13 protein-coding genes and 1 tRNA gene are annotated in these 16,727 nt (G+C 46.7%); 10 read left to right on the top strand and 4 right to left on the bottom strand.

Going from position 1 to position 16,727, the window contains the following annotated elements; translation table 11 throughout:
• Positions 1-163 precede the first annotated feature (163 nt).
• The 3 genes from AWH61_RS08550 to pepA are packed head-to-tail and all read right to left on the bottom strand — an operon-like array spanning position 164 to position 4,908.
• Complete coding sequence (locus AWH61_RS08550; RefSeq protein ID WP_075176825.1) at positions 164-2,938, bottom strand: valine--tRNA ligase; 2,775 nt, start codon at positions 2,936-2,938, stop codon at positions 164-166.
• A gap of 35 nt (positions 2,939-2,973) precedes the next feature.
• Positions 2,974-3,396 (bottom strand): DNA polymerase III subunit chi, encoded by a 423-nt coding sequence (locus AWH61_RS08545; protein WP_075176824.1) that lies wholly within the window; start codon positions 3,394-3,396, stop codon positions 2,974-2,976.
• Between the two features lie 6 nt (positions 3,397-3,402).
• Positions 3,403-4,908: a leucyl aminopeptidase gene (gene pepA / locus AWH61_RS08540; protein WP_014999437.1), complete on the bottom strand. Its 1,506-nt coding sequence runs from the start codon at positions 4,906-4,908 to the stop codon at positions 3,403-3,405.
• A 263-nt stretch (positions 4,909-5,171) separates the two neighbouring features.
• Here pepA and lptF point away from each other — a divergent pair, with 263 nt between their 5' ends.
• Both lptF and lptG read left to right on the top strand, forming a co-directional pair.
• Positions 5,172-6,272 carry an LPS export ABC transporter permease LptF gene (gene lptF, locus AWH61_RS08535; protein ID WP_014950603.1) on the top strand — a complete coding sequence of 367 codons (1,101 nt, stop codon included), beginning with the start codon at positions 5,172-5,174 and terminating at the stop codon, positions 6,270-6,272.
• Positions 6,273-7,334 (top strand): LPS export ABC transporter permease LptG, encoded by a 1,062-nt coding sequence (gene lptG, locus AWH61_RS08530; RefSeq protein WP_014977294.1) that lies wholly within the window; start codon positions 6,273-6,275, stop codon positions 7,332-7,334. It abuts the gene before it with no gap.
• Positions 7,335-7,434: 100 nt separating this feature from the next.
• Here lptG and AWH61_RS08525 read toward each other — a convergent pair whose 3' ends face one another.
• A complete protein-coding gene (locus tag AWH61_RS08525; RefSeq protein WP_075176823.1) occupies positions 7,435-8,019 on the bottom strand; it encodes an RDD family protein in 585 nt (194 codons plus the stop codon).
• A gap of 175 nt (positions 8,020-8,194) precedes the next feature.
• Between AWH61_RS08525 and AWH61_RS08520 the strand changes: the two genes are divergently transcribed.
• The 8 genes from AWH61_RS08520 (at position 8,195) to AWH61_RS08485 (ending at position 16,697) form a co-directional block, all read left to right on the top strand.
• Complete coding sequence (locus tag AWH61_RS08520) at positions 8,195-10,270, top strand: TonB-dependent receptor (protein ID WP_075176822.1); 2,076 nt, start codon at positions 8,195-8,197, stop codon at positions 10,268-10,270.
• 152 nt (positions 10,271-10,422) lie between these two features.
• A complete protein-coding gene (locus AWH61_RS08515; RefSeq protein WP_075176821.1) occupies positions 10,423-10,956 on the top strand; it encodes a sigma-70 family RNA polymerase sigma factor in 534 nt (177 codons plus the stop codon).
• A complete protein-coding gene (locus AWH61_RS08510; RefSeq protein ID WP_075176820.1) occupies positions 10,953-11,690 on the top strand; it encodes an anti-sigma factor in 738 nt (245 codons plus the stop codon). The genes AWH61_RS08515 and AWH61_RS08510 overlap by 4 nt, the downstream gene beginning before the upstream one ends.
• 153 nt (positions 11,691-11,843) lie before the next feature.
• Complete coding sequence (locus tag AWH61_RS08505; RefSeq protein ID WP_014980197.1) at positions 11,844-13,436, top strand: DUF4331 domain-containing protein; 1,593 nt, start codon at positions 11,844-11,846, stop codon at positions 13,434-13,436.
• An 11-nt stretch (positions 13,437-13,447) separates the two neighbouring features.
• Positions 13,448-14,026: an Ig-like domain-containing protein gene (locus AWH61_RS08500; protein WP_075176819.1), complete on the top strand. Its 579-nt coding sequence runs from the start codon at positions 13,448-13,450 to the stop codon at positions 14,024-14,026.
• A gap of 62 nt (positions 14,027-14,088) precedes the next feature.
• Positions 14,089-15,159, top strand: a complete 1,071-nt coding sequence (locus AWH61_RS08495; protein ID WP_075176818.1) for a hypothetical protein — start codon at positions 14,089-14,091, stop codon at positions 15,157-15,159.
• The gene (locus AWH61_RS08490) at positions 15,152-16,285 is read left to right on the top strand and encodes a HupE/UreJ family protein (protein ID WP_075176817.1); all 1,134 of its coding nucleotides are present in this window, start codon (positions 15,152-15,154) and stop codon (positions 16,283-16,285) included. The genes AWH61_RS08495 and AWH61_RS08490 overlap by 8 nt, the downstream gene beginning before the upstream one ends.
• A 325-nt stretch (positions 16,286-16,610) precedes the next feature.
• Positions 16,611-16,697: transfer RNA gene (locus AWH61_RS08485), tRNA-Leu, on the top strand.
• Positions 16,698-16,727 lie beyond the last annotated feature (30 nt).

Below are 16,727 nucleotides of genomic sequence, written 5' to 3'. Positions count from 1 at the left end.
GCTCAGTAGGCGCTGGCAAGCTTCATAGCGAAGTGTGAGAATGCAGGAACGGCTTTCGAACAAACGCGCTATGTTTAGGGCCTGTTAAATCGCTAATAAAAAAGGGCTACCTTTCGGTAACCCTTCTAATTTGTATCGATAACCCCCATTCTAGGGGCTGCACTTAAAGCGCTTTAATGGTCTCGAACTGCTCTTTAAGTTTGGCTAGGGCTTTTTCACCCTCTTCCAACTTAGCGCGTTCCTTTTCAATTACTGCTTCTGGCGCATTACTTACGAACTTCTCATTACCCAACTTGCCACGAGTACGAGATACGTCTTTCTCGATTTTCTCCATGGCTTTAGTAATACGGGCAAGCTCTGCGTCTTTGTCGATAAGCCCTGCCATCGGGATAAGAATTTCCATCTCACCCACAAGCGCTGTGGCGCTGGCTGGCGCTTCTTCACCGTCTTTCAATATAGTCACGGTTTCAAGCTTGGAAAGCTTATCGAGGAATGCCTTAGCCGCATCAAGACGACGCGCGTCTTCGTCGCTTACGTTTTTAAGTAGCGCATTAAGCGGTTTGTTTGGCGAGATATCCATTTCACCACGGATATTACGAATACCCACGATAAACTTCTTCACCCACTCGATATCAGCAAGTACTTTGTCATCTTGTTTCGCTGCATCAACTTCAGGGAATGCCTGAACCATAATGCTTGCGCCCTCTTCCACTTTAAGTGCACTTAGTGGCACAACGCGCTGCCAAATAGTGTCGGTGATAAATGGCATAAGCGGGTGCAACAAGCGAAGCAAGCTTTCAAGCACGTTAATAAGCGTATGACGGGTACCACGCTTTTCAGCTTCGGTGCTGGCGTCATTGTTAAGCACAGGTTTGGTAAGTTCTAGATACCAGTCACAGAACTGGTTCCAAGTGAACTCGTAAACGGTTTGCGCAGCAATGTCGAAACGGTAGTCTTCAAGCGCTTTTTCGAACTCGACCAGCGTTTGTTGGAACTTCGCCCAAATCCAGCGGTCGGCCATGCTAAGGACCATTTCACCACCGTCGCGACCTGTATCGTGCTCTTCTGTGTTCATCAATACGAAACGCGATGCATTCCAAATTTTGTTACAGAAGTTGCGGTAGCCTTCAACACGGGCCATATCAAAGTTGATATCGCGGCTGGTTGACGCCATAGCCGCAAAGGTAAAGCGCAATGCGTCTGTACCGTAGGCCTGAATACCATCAGGGAACTGTTTACGGGTACGCTTGGCAATCTTTTCAGCAAGCTGAGGCTGCATCATGCCCGCGGTGCGTTTAGTGACTAGCGACTCAATATCAATACCGTCAATCAAGTCGATTGGGTCGAGCACGTTGCCCTTCGACTTTGACATTTTATCGCCATTCTCATCGCGGATAAGACCAGTAATGTAGATGTCTTTAAACGGAATCTTGCCCGTGAACTTCTTGGTCATCATGATCATTCTGGCAACCCAGAAGAAGATGATGTCAAAGCCTGTAACTAGCACTGAAGACGGCACGAAGGTTTCTAGATCTGGCGTTTCTTCTGGCCAGCCCATGGTCGCAAACGGCCATAGTGCACTTGAGAACCAGGTATCTAGTACATCATCGTCTTGTGAAAGGGTTACGTCACTGCCAAGGCCGTGTTTTTCACGTACTTCTTCCTCGGTACGGCCAACAAAAACGTTGCCGTTTTCATCGTACCACGCAGGAATGCGGTGTCCCCACCACAGCTGACGTGAAATACACCAGTCTTGAATGTTGTGCATCCACTGGTAGTAAGTCTTGTTCCAGTTCTCTGGCACAAAACGGATTTCGCCGCTTTCAACCGCTTCAATTGCAGGCTTAGCAAGAGACTCAACGGCTACATACCACTGGTCGGTTAGGTATGGTTCAATTACCGCACCCGTTCTGTCGCCGCGCGGCACTTTAAGCTTGTGCGGCTCAATCTTAACCAATGCGCCTTGTGCGTCTAAATCAGCAACAATTTGCTTACGGGCGTCGAAGCGATCTAAACCGCGATACGCTTCTGGCGCATCATCATTAATTTTCGCATCGTCGGTAAGAATGTTGATCATAGGCAAGTTATGACGCTTACCCATATCGTAGTCGTTGAAGTCGTGAGCAGGCGTAATTTTAACGCAGCCTGTACCGAATTCTTGATCGACATAGTCATCGGCGATAACCGGAATTAAACGGCCAGTAATCGGTAGCTTAATCTCTTTGCCGATAAAGCCTTGGTAACGCTCGTCATCTGGGTGTACCGCAACCGCGGTATCACCTAGCATGGTTTCAGGACGCGTTGTCGCAACCACTAGCTCACCGCTACCATCTGCAAGTGGGTAGCGCATGTGCCACATATGGCCGTCTTCTTCTTCATTTAGTACTTCAAGATCAGATACTGCTGTGTGAAGCACTGGATCCCAGTTAACCAAACGCTTACCGCGGTAAATAAGGCCTTCTTCGTGTAATTTCACGAATACTTCAGTTACGGCTTTAGACAAGTCTTCGTCCATGGTGAACACTTCACGAGACCAGTCAGGAGACGTACCTAGACGGCGCATTTGACCGGTGATCGTTCCGCCGCTGTGCTCTTTCCATTCCCACACTTTCTTGATGAAGTCTTCGCGACCTAAATCGTGGCGCGTCTTGCCTTCAGCGTTAAGTTGGCGTTCTACCACCATCTGGGTAGCAATACCGGCGTGGTCAGTACCCACTTGCCATAGCGTATTGTCGCCCTTCATGCGGTGATAACGGGTTAAGGCGTCCATAATGGTTTGCTGGAAACCATGGCCCATGTGAAGGCTACCGGTAACGTTTGGTGGCGGAAGCAAAATACAATAAGGGTCGCCGCTACCTGAAGCTTTAAATAAACCCGCCTCTTCCCATGACTTGTAGCATTGCTGCTCGATGGACTGCGGTTCGAAGGTTTTATCCATTACACACTCTCAAATTGAAGCTAAACGCGAATGACTTATGCAGACTTGAACTGCATGTTGCATCCAGCTTGCTGATAGTTTTTGTATCTTACCCGCGCGGCCTGTTTGGCGCTCTCGTCCACGGGTACAAAATCGATGATTTGACGATGCTGGTTGGGTGAAGGCACCATACCGGACCCCACATTAACCACCATTTGTCGTCTGGCTACCTGCTCTGGCCGCCAACAAATTTCCACCGGCGTTCCCGATTGTGGCCCTTCACCATAAAGGTTATGAGGCACAAAGCGGTCGGCCGGCAGCTGCCATAACAATTCATCAACTTCTTCAGCTTGCGACTGTGTGTCACACAGAACGCTAATTTTCTGCTTATTAGCAAACGCTGAGGCAATGACTTCACTGGCGCGACCTGCCACGCCATTGTCACTGCTGGTAAGTTGATAAAATATCACTTGTGGCATGAATGATTAGTCCTCTAACTTGATATCAGCGCGGTTCATTAGGAACTGAGACAGCATAGGCACTGGACGGCCTGTTGCGCCTTTGTTCTTACCACTGCGCCATGCCGTACCGGCGATATCAAGGTGAGCCCAGTTGTACTTCTTAGTGAAGCGCGACAAGAAACAACCTGCGGTGATTGAGCCCGCTGGGCGACCACCTAGGTTCGTCATATCGGCAAACGGGCTTTCAAGCTGCTCTTGGTAATCGTCCCATAGCGGTAAACGCCATGCGCGATCTGAGCTTTGCTCTGACGCATTAAGTAGTTCGTGAGCAAGCGGATTATGCGTGCTCATTACCGCTGTTGCATGGTGACCAAGCGCGATAATCGCTGCGCCAGTTAGCGTGGCTACGTCAATGACTAGCTCTGGCTCAAAACGCTCTACGTAAGTAAGCGCGTCACACAACACCAAACGGCCTTCCGCATCAGTGTTTAGTACTTCAACGGTTTGACCCGACATGGTCGTTAGAATGTCACCCGGACGGTACGCTTTGCCATCAGGCATGTTTTCACAGCCCGCCAATACACCAATAACGTTAATGGGCAGATTCAGCGCCGCGATAGTGTGCATAGTACCCAGTACGCCGGCAGCACCACCCATGTCGTACTTCATTTCATCCATGGCTTCGCCTGGCTTAATTGAAATACCGCCTGAATCGAAGGTAAGGCCTTTACCTACAAGCACAATTGGCGCTTGATCAGCTGGACCACCGCGGTGATGCATAATACTCATCATGCTTTCGTTGTCTGAACCACGGCCAACAGCCAAATACGCTTGCATACCAAGCTCAGCCATTTGGGTTTCATCAACGACTTCAGCGGTTACGCTGTCGTACTGGCTGGCAAGCTCTTGCGCCTGCTGCCACAGGTACGCTGGGTTACAGATGTTTGGCGGCATGTTAGCCACGTCTTTGGTCACTTTCGCACCGCGAGCAACCGCTAAACCGTGCTCAACCGCACGTTCACCCACAGTAAGTTCACGGCGTGTAGGTACGTTAAATACAATTTTACGCAGTGGGCGACGTGGTTCGCCTTTCTTGGTTTTAAGCTGCATAAAGGTGTAAAGCGTGTCTTCAGTAGCTTCTACTGCCTGACGTACTTTCCAGTAGGTATCGCGACCTTTAACGTGAAGTTCGGTAAGGAAACATACCGCTTCCATTGAGCCTGTTTCATTCAATGTTTGAATGGTTTTGGCAATAATGTTTTTGTACTGACGCTCATCAAGCTCACGCTCTTTACCACAACCGACTAGAAGCACGCGCTCGCTTAGTACATTTGGCACGTTGTGTAGCAACAACATTTGGCCGGCTTTACCTTCAAGGTCGCCACGGCGTAACAAGTTGCTGATATAACCTTCACTGATTTCGTCTAGTTGTTCAGCCACTGCCGTTAGGCGGCGCGGCTCGAAGACACCCACAACAATACATGCGCTGCGTTGCTTTTCAGGACTGCCACTTTTTACACTAAACTCCACGATATCACCTCGCTTTTCGTCGTTTATGGTTTGCACGATGACTAAAATCACGTAACGTTTCGCGCTGCTTTATGTTTTAATACGCAGCATAACTTTTTAGTTCGCTGCAATTCACGCTTAAAGACCTATTGAATATAGGTTAAATTTGCGTCAAAACACCATGCAAACGGTTTATGATTGCAGGCAAAACTTGTAAAAACGGTAAGTTTAAACAAAATTGTGCTTTCTTTCACTAAAATTCCTAATTTTCCGGAAGGGCTGAGATGCTGATATTCCGCTATTTACTTAAGGAAACGCTGAAATCTCAGTTAGCGATTTTCTTTATCCTAATGGCAATTTTTGTCACCTTGCGATTTGTGCGCGTTTTGGGCGACGCCTCGGACGGTGATATTCCCGCTGGGCTAGTGCTTGGCTTCCTAGGTTTATATGCCCCTATCCTCTCTTCATTAGTGCTGCCTATCAGCGCCTACTTGGGCATTATGCTGGCACATGGCAGGCTGTATGTAGACAGTGAAATGACCGTAATGCGAGCCTGTGGTATCAGTGAATGGTATGTAACGCGGGTAATGCTGTTCTTGTCTGTACTTATCATGATAGTCACAGGCGCAATTACCCTTTATTTCGCGCCATTGGCTGCAGAGAACGAGTATCAGCTAAGAGAAAAAGCCAGAAATGAGGCGGGAATATCGGCGCTAATGCCAGGTAGGTTCCAGCAAACCGGTAACGAAAAAGCGGTTATTTTTGTGCACGATGTAGACAACAACGATAAGCTACAACGTGTGTTTTTATCGCAAAATCAAACAGACGATAGCGAAGGCGACGTGCGCGTTGTGTATGCGCAAACTGGTGAAGTGGCAAATAACCCTGACGGCACGCGAAACCTTGTACTGAAAGAAGGGGTACAGTACGAAGGAAAGCAATCTGAAAAGGCTTTCCGCAAAGTAGAATTTGACGAATACCAAATTCAGATTGCCGACAAACCCGCCGACGAAACCCGTCGCAAGGTAAGCGTGCTGCCTACTAACGAGCTGTGGGAAGACGACAGTATTGAAGCCAGAGCCGAGCTTCAGTGGCGTATTGCCATACCGCTTTCCATTCCATTTTTAGTACTGATTGCTGTGCCGCTAAGCGCAGTCGACCCGCGTCAGGGCCGCTTTGGTAAAATGTTCCCTGCCATCCTGCTTTACTTGGGATACTTCTTGTTGCTACTGGCAAGTAGACGAGTGCTTGAAGACGGCAAAATGCCACCTCAGCTTGGCTTATGGTGGGTGCACACCATCATGCTGATCATTGGTGTCATGTTAATTGTGCGAGACAGAAAAACCGGCACAGAGCTGCGCGCTTGGATATTGGGGAAAAAGTAGATGTTTAAGATCCTCGATTTATATATCGCCCGCACGCTGTTAGGCACTATTACCGTTACGCTTAGTGTACTTATTGGTTTAAGCGCGCTTATTAAATTTGTAGAACAGCTGCGAAAAATTGGCGAAGGCGACTATGACATGCTGGTCGCTTTTATCTACGTATTGCTAAGCTTGCCTCGCGACTTAGAGCAGTTCTTCCCTATGGCAACCTTGCTAGGTGGCCTTATAGGTATGGGCGTACTGGCTAGCAATAGCGAATTGGTAGTGATGCAGGCCGCAGGTATGAGCCGCTGGAACATCATAAACTCAGCCATGAAGTCGACCCTTGTAATGATCTTATTAGTGATGGCCGTTGGCGAGTGGGTCACCCCGTACAGTGAAACCAAGGCAAAACAGATAAGAACTGAAGCCATTTCAGGCGGTAGTTTATTTTCTTCCGATAAGCTGGTGTGGGCAAAGGATGGCGACCGATTTGTAAGCATAGGTCAGGTGTTAAGCCAAGACTCTCTCAAAGATGTGAGCATATTTAGCTTTAACCCTGACTTGTCGCTAGAGAGTATTACTCACGCTAAAAATGGGGCCTTCGACGGCGACGGTTGGTGGCTAAGCGACGTTGAAGTAACCAAGTTTACTGAAACGAATGTTACGGTAGATGAAAATAACCGCATGCGTTGGAATTCAACACTGACACCAGACAAACTAGGCATTGTTGCGGTTAAGCCAGAGGCTTTATCTATTACTGGGCTGCTGGATTACGTGAACTACCTAGAAAATAACGATCAAGACCCTTCTCGTTATCAACTCGCCTTGTGGCGCAAGGTATTCCAACCTATTTCGGTAGGCGTAATGCTGTTAATGGCATTGTCGTTCATCTTTGGCCCGCTGCGTAGCGTTACAATGGGCGCTCGCGTGATCATGGGCGTACTGACAGGCTTCGGTTTCTTTATTCTTAACGAAGTATTTGGGCCAGTGAGTTTAGTCTATCAGCTGCCACCATTCCTTGGCGCCTTGCTGCCTAGCTTACTGTTTGCGGCCATTGCAGGGGTAATGTTGAGGCGTTGATCAAGCTATCAGCATTCATCTAATTCAATAGTCAAAACTAATAAAAAAGAGGCCATACAGCCTCTTTTTTTGTGATTTTTTAGCGCCTTACAAGGCATCTTTACCAGCTCTTGTGGTCGTTCGCTTCTTTAGTCAACTTCAACACTTCGGTTTTTGCCAGTCGGTCTTGCAGTGATTGTTTATTTTTAAAATCAAACAAAACAAGTAAGGTGCCTAAACCACCTAACGATGCTATTAAGCGAATGAACAAGCGTGGCCAGGTCATTGGTTCTTCAACCGTACTATATATCCGCAAACGCCATGCACGCATGCCTAGGGTTTGCCCTCCCCTGCGCCAGAACCACAAGAAAAACCCAGCTATCCACAAGCCCACCCACGTTTGAATAAGCAGTTTATAACCAAAAGAGGCCTGAATCAGATCGGCAGGTTCAGCATAGCCTTGTAGGTCAAGGGCACCGTTTTTCAGCATGACCACCAGCGTTACGATCATGACCATGGCCGCACACATCCCTACGGCAGTAGCCACGAGCGTATCGTAAATCATTGCCAACAAGCGTCGCACAAACCCCGCTCGCTCAAGTGATGAACTGCCTGATTCTAAGTTGGGCGTGTTTTTATCATCCTTCGTTTTTAGAGGATTTGATGATGGGGACTTCTTCTTGGCTTTTCTGTCGTGTCTCGCCACGGGCTTCTCTTCACTTCATTAACAACAGCGTTTATTTTGACACAAGCGCCACAACGCTTAAACAACATAAGCCTTAGTTAACGGTATTTAATAGCGCAATAAGCAAAGAAAACTGATTTCCACCTTTTTGCATCCATTAACCATTGTTAATCGTTATTGCTATTACAAACGGATAATGGACGTAAATACGGTGACAGCAAAAACTCTGGTAACAACACTTATCGCTAGCTCATTTTCGCTCGGTATGGGCGCTGCAATGGCGTTAGACGACCCCGAAGGTGATATTGAGCATATTCGAGTACGTGGTGACTCATCTGTAAAAGATGGAGAGTTTATCTCGGCTTCGCAGGGATGGGTGTCTGGTGACACCTTGATTGAACGCCCAATGTTGCGCGCCGGCGAAATACTCGAATTCATCCCAGGCATGATGGTGACCCAACACAGCGGTTCGGGAAAAGCCAACCAGTACTTCCTGCGCGGTTTTAACCTCGATCATGGCACGGATTTTACGGTGAGTGTAGACGGTATGCCGGTGAACATGCGAAGCCACGGACATGGCCAAGGCTACAGTGACCTTAACTTTATTATCCCCGAATTTATCGACAATCTAAGCTACTTCAAAGGCACCTATTATGCCAACATCGGCGATTTTTCTAGCGCTGGCGGGGCGTTCTTCAATTTAAGAGATTCACTTGAGCAAAACCAGTTGTTCTTAGGCTTAGGAGAATATGGGTTCAAGCGCGCTGTTGCATTAAATCACTTTGAAGCAGGAGAGAGCCGCGTTGTTACAGCGCTGGAATATCAAACCTATGACGGCCCGTGGACTGACGTTGACGAAGATGTAAAAAAGAAAAACGCCCATATTCGTTATATTACGCCTTTGTTGGACGGCCAACTCACCATTACAGGAATGGCCTACGATAATAGCTGGAACGGTGCTGACCAGGTACCTGAGCGCGCTATTGAAAGCGGCTTAATAGACCGTCTTGGCTCTATCGACACCCAAGTTGGCGGCGATTCGTCTCGCTATAGTCTCTCCGCAAACTATACGAGTGATACATGGAATGCTTCACTGTATGCCATAGATACAACGCTTAGCCTTTTTTCAAATTTTACTTACTTTCTTGATAATCCTGCGACTGGCGATCAATTCGAACAGGCCGACGACCGAAAAATTTACGGTGGTGAAATATTCACTACCCTTCCCTTGGCGCTTACGGATGGAAGCAGTATTACCTTGGGCGGCCAGTGGCGTTTCGACGATATTGAAAACGTGGGTTTGTATCGCACCCAAAACTTAACCCGCTTTGGCACTATTCGAGAAGACGAAATAGACAGCAACAGCTATGCACTTTTTGCTCAGTCAAACATTGTATTGAGTGACGCATTAAGCCTGTCATTAGGTGGTCGATACGATTACTTAGATGTGGACGTTACCAGCAGTCTTGGTGCTAATTCTGGAAGCGAAAGTGACGGTTTATTTACCCTTAAAGCAGGCTTGAAGTACAGTGTATCAGACCAACTCACCGCATTTGCCAACATTGGGCAGGGCTTTCACTCTAACGATGCGCGAGGAGCAACAATTAGCATAGACCCGGTAAGTGGTGACGCTACCGAAGCAGCTCCCTTATTGGTAAAGAGCCTTGGCTATGAAGCGGGCGTTAACTATACCGATAACAAAACCTATAACCTGTCTGCTGCCCTGTGGCGCCTAGAGCTTGATAGCGAGCTGGTATATGTTGGTGATGCAGGCTTTACTGAAGCCAGTCGCCCCTCCGAGAGACACGGCATTGAAGTGAGTGCCTACTACTGGATAAGCCATCACCTAACAACAGACATTGAAGCTGCGTGGACCAAGGCACGATTTAGCGACAGCGTTGAAGGCGAAGGCCGTCACATTGATGGCACCGTGCCAGGTGTGGTGAGTGTAGGGCTGACCTACTATCAAAGAAGTAATCAACTAGGGTTCAGCTATACTCTACGAGGCCGCTACCTAAGCTCTCGCACAGTAGAAAGTTTCGATGAAATTTCACCGCCATCAACATTCTTAATTAATGCTCAAGTTGCCTATCGTCAGCCTATGTGGGACGTTACTTTAGAAGTGTTGAATGCCCTTGACAGTGACGATCACGATATTGATTATTTTTACGCATCTAGGCTGCCCGGAGAGCCAGAGGAAGGGATTGAGGATTTGCATTATCACCCTGTAGAGCCGAGAAATGTTCGCCTTACCTTTTCAATAAAGTATTAATACATAAACGCTTTACTGTTTGGGGGGCTGTCTATTGATTAGGTAACCATTCAGGCAGTTGTATATAAAACATGCTACTTTAAGAAGTAGCCGCCAAATAGTTAGAGCAATAAACAAATGGCCGCACTACAACGATAAAAATAGGAGCAACAATGGAACACGAAACTCTGTTTCCTCTGCTGTGTAAAACCGCAGACGGCGACAAAAAAGCGTTCGCAGAGCTTTATAAGATAACAAGTCCACAGCTCTACGCTATTGCTTTAAGGCTTTTGAAACGCCCTGAACTCGCTGACGAAGCCACACAAGACGCCTATATAAAAATTTGGCATAACGCCGGTAATTATCAACGAGGCAAAGGTACGGTACTTACCTGGATGGTCAGTATAGCTCGCTATCGTGCGCTCGATTTAATCCGCTATCACAACGTAAGAAATGAAGTCGAATTAAATGATGACGCACCGTCAGGTATGGAAACCACACAATCAATAAAGTTAGAGGCAGAGCAAGCAAAATTGGCCTCTTGTTTAGATGAACTTGATGGACCGCAGCGTCAGGCTATCCATTTAGCCTATGTGAATGGTATGTCGCATCAAGAGGTGGTAACTCACTTGGCGTCACCACTTGGAACCATTAAAAGCTGGATAAGACGAGGCTTGCAAAGCTTGCAGAGGTGCCTATCACTATGAATTATTTAAAAGAAGAGCGATTAAACGCCCTCGCCGCTGAATATGTTGTTGGAACACTGCGCGGCAAAGCGAGAACGCGCTATCAAAAGTTAATGATGCAGTATCAGGCTGTTAGCGATGCAACTGCACAATGGGAGCAATACCTTACTGGATTTGCTGAAACCTTGCCTCCGGTGACACCACCTGACAGCGTGTGGGAGAGCATACAAGTGAAGCTTGGCCACAAGGCGGCCAATGATACAGAGTTTGTCGGTCAAACGACTAACGCAAAACCAAGTAGCGACAATGTTATTGATCTTGAAAAAGAGAAACAGAAGCGCTGGAAGAACTTATCGTTTATATCCACCGCAGCTGCAATGGTGTTGGCCGTATTGCTTTTCGTCATGCAACCTGTACCTACCCCAGAGGTTTCCCATATTGCCGTAGTCAATAATGCTGATAACACGCCATTGTGGGTAATAGAAGTTTCTGACACAACCATGAATGTTAAGGTCACCGATGCATTTGTGGCGTTAGCAGACAAAGACTATGAGCTTTGGATGGTGCCGGCAAACGGCGAAGCACCAATTTCTCTCGGCTTGATGCCTGAAGTTAATGGCGACACGCGCGCGACACCAGATATCTTGCTAGATCAAAGTATCGCAGCGTTAGCTGTGAGCTTAGAAGCACCAGGCGGCTCGGTAACAGGCGCACCAACGGAAGTGCTATATATAGCGCCGATTGTTTCCGTGTAATTTTACGCACTAAGCGGCACACCAAAAGGCCACGAAACGTGGCCTTTTACTTTTCATTAAAACTTTATTTTAATTTTTTAAATATTTTTGCATCTAAGGTGAAACCTCAGTCGTTTGGTCTCTTGAACTCATAAAAAAACAGAGAGACTCGACATGATCCAATTCAAACGCAAAACTTTGTCACTGGCTGTCGCCGTGACATGTGCAGCCGTAACTGCTGGCGCAATAGCGTCAAGTCACCGAGAAGCACCTAATATCACTCGCCACCCAGCGTTAGATAGCACCGACTTTTATGCTTTCAATAGCTATGAACAAGGCCGTGAAGATTATGTGACTTTCATAGCAAATTATATTCCACTGCAAGATGCCTATGGTGGCCCTAACTACTTTGCAATGGACCCGAATGCGCACTACGCGATTCATATTGATAGCGATGGCGACGCGGTTGAAGACTTAAGCTTTGTTTTTAAGTTTAACAATATGCTTGCTGCCGATAACGAAGGTATCGCCTTGCCTATAGGCCCTGAAGGCGAACAGAAAATGGTGAAAGTACCGCTTAAAAATGTAGGCGGTATCAGCGCAGACGATTCAAGCGCAGCGAACTTCTCGGAAATGTATAGCCTTACTATGGTGAGTGGCGACATGCAGACAGGCACGCGCACTACTCTTACTCCCGCCATGGGCGATATGTTTAAAAAGCCGCTTGATTACATTGGTAATAAAACCTTTACCAGTGAAGCGGAATACGCACGCTATGCTGAAAGCTTTATTTATTCGTTCAGCATCCCTGGGTGCGATGACATGGCCAAAGTATTTGTTGGTCAGCGTAAAGACCCCTTCGTTGTTAACTTAGGCAAAACATTCGACTTGGTAAATTATGTACCTGTTGAGGGCGACAGCGCACCGGGCGCAGGCGATGGTGAAGGTTTTCCTGGCGGTATAACGCAAAGTGCCATGAATGATGACTTAGCCGATAAAAACGTGACAGCGTTATCTATTGAAGTACCCAAGGCGTGTGTTACCGGTGAAGGTAATGGCGTAATTGGTAGCTGGACCACGGCAAGCTTGCCGCAAGCGCGTATCCTAAACCCAGATGCTACTTTTGCGAAACCTGAGACTAATGGTGGTGCGATGACTCAAGTGTCTCGTTTAGGTAGCCCGCTAGTAAATGAGCTTGTTATCGGTATTGGCGATAAAGACAAATTCTCTACTTCTCATCCAAGTGCAGACGGTCAATTCGCTGATTATGTAACCCACCCTTCTTTGCCAGAACTACTGAACATTCTGTTTAAAGATGCAGTGAATACTACGCTGGGTACGGATATTGAGACCCTTGCGCCGACGAACTTCCCGCGTATGGACTTAGTAACAGCGTTCCTTACAGGTTTCCCAGGCGTTAACCAGCAAGCAACGGTTACAGCATCAGAAATGCTGCGCCTAAACACTGGGATCCCAGCAACACCAGCCGAATCACAGTCAGCATTTGGTGTGGCAGGCGATGACTTAGCGGGTTTCCCTAACGGTCGCCGCCCCGGTGATGACGTGGTTGATATTGCCCTTCGCGTTGTTATGGGCCGTTTGTGTTATCCCATCCCGGTAGCAGGTGAAGATACAGACCTTGGCCTTTGTACACCAGAGGACGCCAGCGTAGGTAATGTACCTTTCACTGATGGTGCACCTGTAGATGCAAGCATGATTGATTCATCGTTTCCTTACCTAAAAACACCACTTGCTGGCTCTGAATAAGGAGATCCATCATGTCTATGAAGATTAGGTTATTTAACAAGAATCCAAATGCCCCCGCGTTTGTTAAGTCGGGTCAAGCCCCTTTGCAGAAACATAAGTTGTGGGTCATTTCTGGATTGGTGCTAGCGCTAACTGGTTGTTTCGATAGTGATGACGATAACGATTATCAAGAGCCAGAAGAAAATGTAGCGCCCGTAGCCGTTGATGAAATGCTAACGACGCAAGCAGATATTGCGTTTGATGGCACGTTGACAGCAACCGATGCCGATGGTGATGCACTCACCTTCGGGCTTGGTGAAAACGGTACGTTAGGTAATGCAGAAGTTAATGCTGATGGCAGCTTTACGTACACACCTAACGCTCAGGTAACGGGTAGCGATAGCTTCACATTCACCGTTTCTGACGGCGTAAATCCAGAAGTTACGGCCACCGTTAGCGTTACGATTGAGGCACAGCAGGTATCGTTTTCTAGCTATACCCGTGATGCCTTTAATCAAGCACCGACCGATGAACCGCTGCCAATTAACGGGCGCGAGTTCACCCAAGATGCTGACGACACCACGTTCGATGATTTATTGATTGGTCAATAACGAACGTTCAGTACCCAGTGTCAACCGTAAAGCCAGGGACGGCTTTTTTAAAGGAAATTCTGATGAAGTTGATGAGAAGCAGTACTCTCATACTCTCTATAATGAGCGTATTGTCAGCCCTAACAGTCTGTTCGGTATCTGCTCAGGCTGAAAAACTCAATTATGATACCGTCATCGCAACGTGGCAGCCTCAACAGCTATCCATAGCAAGTATCGACGAAGCGGAAAAAATTTTAACTTCAAGTAGATACCTTCAAGCAAAAGGTGATGAAAGAGAGCGTATTGTTAGGTTCACGAACATAATGCGACAAAAATTCGATTCGTTGAACGCAGGTCAAAAAGAGCGTTTAGTTGTTTTAGAAGCTCGACTACTTCAAGGCATTCATAAGTTCGAACAAGCCAAGCAACATCTCAATCAAATAGCCCGCTTTCGCTCTCCAGCTGCACAGTTATTGTTGGCAGATATAAACGTTCAGCAAGGTAACGCTAAAAAGGCGAGAGAAAACTGTGAAAAGCTGGTAGGGCAAACAAGTTTTTTAATCGCTTTCACGTGTATGGTTAACGCTGATTTTTCACAAAATAAAGACGTAAAATTTTTGAAAAAGCTTAGTGCTTTTGAGACCTACACGAGTACAGTGAGGCCTGCGGAGCGCCAGTGGTTTTATGAAGTACTTGCAGACATGTCGATTCAACTTGGTAACGCTGAAGCCGCGCTTGAGCACTTGTCACAAACAGAATTCGAAAAGCTACCTATAAGCGCAATGTTAGTTTGGGCCGACGCACATTTTGCGTTGAATAACTATAAGGCAGTGAGTTCTGGGTTTAGCAACTCCGTACCCGATATATTGACAGCCGACGATGGCTTGCTACTTAAATGGGCAATTGCGGAACGAGCGCAAGGTATTGTGCGCTCTGAAGTACAAACTCAACTTGCTAAGAACATGGAAATTCGAGTGTGGCGAGAAGACAGTTCTCACGCCGCACAGGTCGCCACTTACTTTTTAGAGATTGAACCTGATTACCCACTGGCGCTTAAATTTGCCGAAATTAACTGGCAATACGCACAGTCATTAGATGACAAAAACCTCCTAGAGCGCGCTCGACAGGCTAATGAAGTATCGACCAATGCCTAATGTTCTCAACCCCTTCAGTAAACGAATCATGATTAAATTTATCACATTTTTCATCTTCGCCGCCTTCAGCGCTTTCACGCATTCACACGAACTGAGTAACGGCTACTTAACGCTTAAAAACGATTCAAATAACACTTTGTCTGGCGAGCTCTTGCTAAAGCCTGAAGATATAGGACAAGCAGCAGGGCTAGATAGTAATAATGACGGTAATTTGACCTGGGGTGAAGTCAACAGAAACCACACTATGGCGAACGACTATATCCAAAACCACCTAGTGATTCGAGATAGCGAAACGCGATGTACGGTTAGTATTGCTTCCCCTTCTATACGAGATATATCTGCAGAGTCATTACTGGTATACCCGCTGTCGATAAACTGCGTATATGTAAACGAAGTATCGATACAATACACTGGCATAGTTAGCGATTTTCCCACCCACAAGCTACTCACAACGGTAACGTTAAACGATCACACAAGTGTTTATGTACTAAGCGATGAACGCTCTTTTATCACTCCTTCTGCTACAGGAAACAGCTGGATTTCGCAGTTTAGGGAGATGGTTTATCAGGGAGTTTGGCACATTTTCATTGGACTAGACCATATACTGTTTTTGGTTGCTACGTTGCTCACCGTTAATCTTTACAGGGAAAATAAGAGCTGGGTGAAAGAGCAAAGCAAAAGGCACATTATAAGAAGTACGGTGATATTAGTAAGCACGTTTACGTTAGCACATTCGATTACATTAACTGCCACAGCACTGGATTTTATTACGCTAGATAGCCGTATTGTTGAGCTAGGCATTGCTATATCAGTGACTATAACTGCGCTTAACAATGTGTACCCTATCATCATGCGTTTAGGATTTATTACCTTTGGGTTCGGCCTACTCCATGGAATGGGATTTGCGAGCGTGTTTGGCGACCTAAACGCCCAGTCGGGCAGCTTGGTAATGAATGTATTCGCTTTTAATATAGGGGTAGAGCTGGGTCAACTTGCCATAGTTACGCTGCTATTGCCCTTACTCATCTTACTTAGAAACGTAAGGTTATATTCAAAAGCCATAATGCCAATTGCATCGTCAGTAATCGCGGTAGTAGCGATTAATTGGACGCTTCAGCGTTGGTAAAAGTGTGCGTTCTGTTGATTAATAAGAAATAGATAAAGCAAAATACGCTTTTGAACAATCTTTCGGCACTTAATCACAAAAAGCTTAAAAAGTTGTTGTATAGGCGCGCCGCATCGCTATAATGCCATGCATCAACACCACGTTGATAACCATACGCAATGCCAGTGTGATGGAATTGGTAGACATGACGGATTCAAAACTGATAGTGTCTAACAACTTAAGCTAGGCAAGTCACTGAAAGGTAAGCGCCTTTTGACTCAAACAAGCTAAAATATGCTTGCAAAGATTTGCAAAGTTTTTTAACTTCGCAAACATACGATTTGATGCCAGAGTGATGAAATTGGTAGACATGACGGATTCAAAATCCGTTGCTAGAAATAGCGTGCCGGTTCAAGTCCGGCCTCTGGTACCAATCTCCGAATTCTTTGCACATAATGAACCA

The sequence above is a fragment of the Alteromonas sp. W12 genome, from assembly GCF_001924945.1.
GTDB lineage: Bacteria > Pseudomonadota > Gammaproteobacteria > Enterobacterales > Alteromonadaceae > Alteromonas > Alteromonas macleodii.
This window is presented reverse-complemented; position numbering and strand designations above follow the sequence as displayed.

Coding starts and splice junctions, on each gene's coding strand:
- AWH61_RS08505 (WP_014980197.1), top strand. CDS start 11,844: ATGATCCAATTCAAACGCAAAACTTTGTCACTGGCTGTCGCCGTGACA.
- AWH61_RS08500 (WP_075176819.1), top strand. CDS start 13,448: ATGTCTATGAAGATTAGGTTATTTAACAAGAATCCAAATGCCCCCGCG.
- AWH61_RS08550 (WP_075176825.1), bottom strand. CDS start 2,938: ATGGATAAAACCTTCGAACCGCAGTCCATCGAGCAGCAATGCTACAAG.
- lptG (WP_014977294.1), top strand. CDS start 6,273: ATGTTTAAGATCCTCGATTTATATATCGCCCGCACGCTGTTAGGCACT.
- AWH61_RS08490 (WP_075176817.1), top strand. CDS start 15,152: ATGCCTAATGTTCTCAACCCCTTCAGTAAACGAATCATGATTAAATTT.
- AWH61_RS08520 (WP_075176822.1), top strand. CDS start 8,195: ATGGACGTAAATACGGTGACAGCAAAAACTCTGGTAACAACACTTATC.
- AWH61_RS08515 (WP_075176821.1), top strand. CDS start 10,423: ATGGAACACGAAACTCTGTTTCCTCTGCTGTGTAAAACCGCAGACGGC.
- AWH61_RS08545 (WP_075176824.1), bottom strand. CDS start 3,396: ATGCCACAAGTGATATTTTATCAACTTACCAGCAGTGACAATGGCGTG.
- AWH61_RS08495 (WP_075176818.1), top strand. CDS start 14,089: ATGAAGTTGATGAGAAGCAGTACTCTCATACTCTCTATAATGAGCGTA.
- AWH61_RS08510 (WP_075176820.1), top strand. CDS start 10,953: ATGAATTATTTAAAAGAAGAGCGATTAAACGCCCTCGCCGCTGAATAT.
- lptF (WP_014950603.1), top strand. CDS start 5,172: ATGCTGATATTCCGCTATTTACTTAAGGAAACGCTGAAATCTCAGTTA.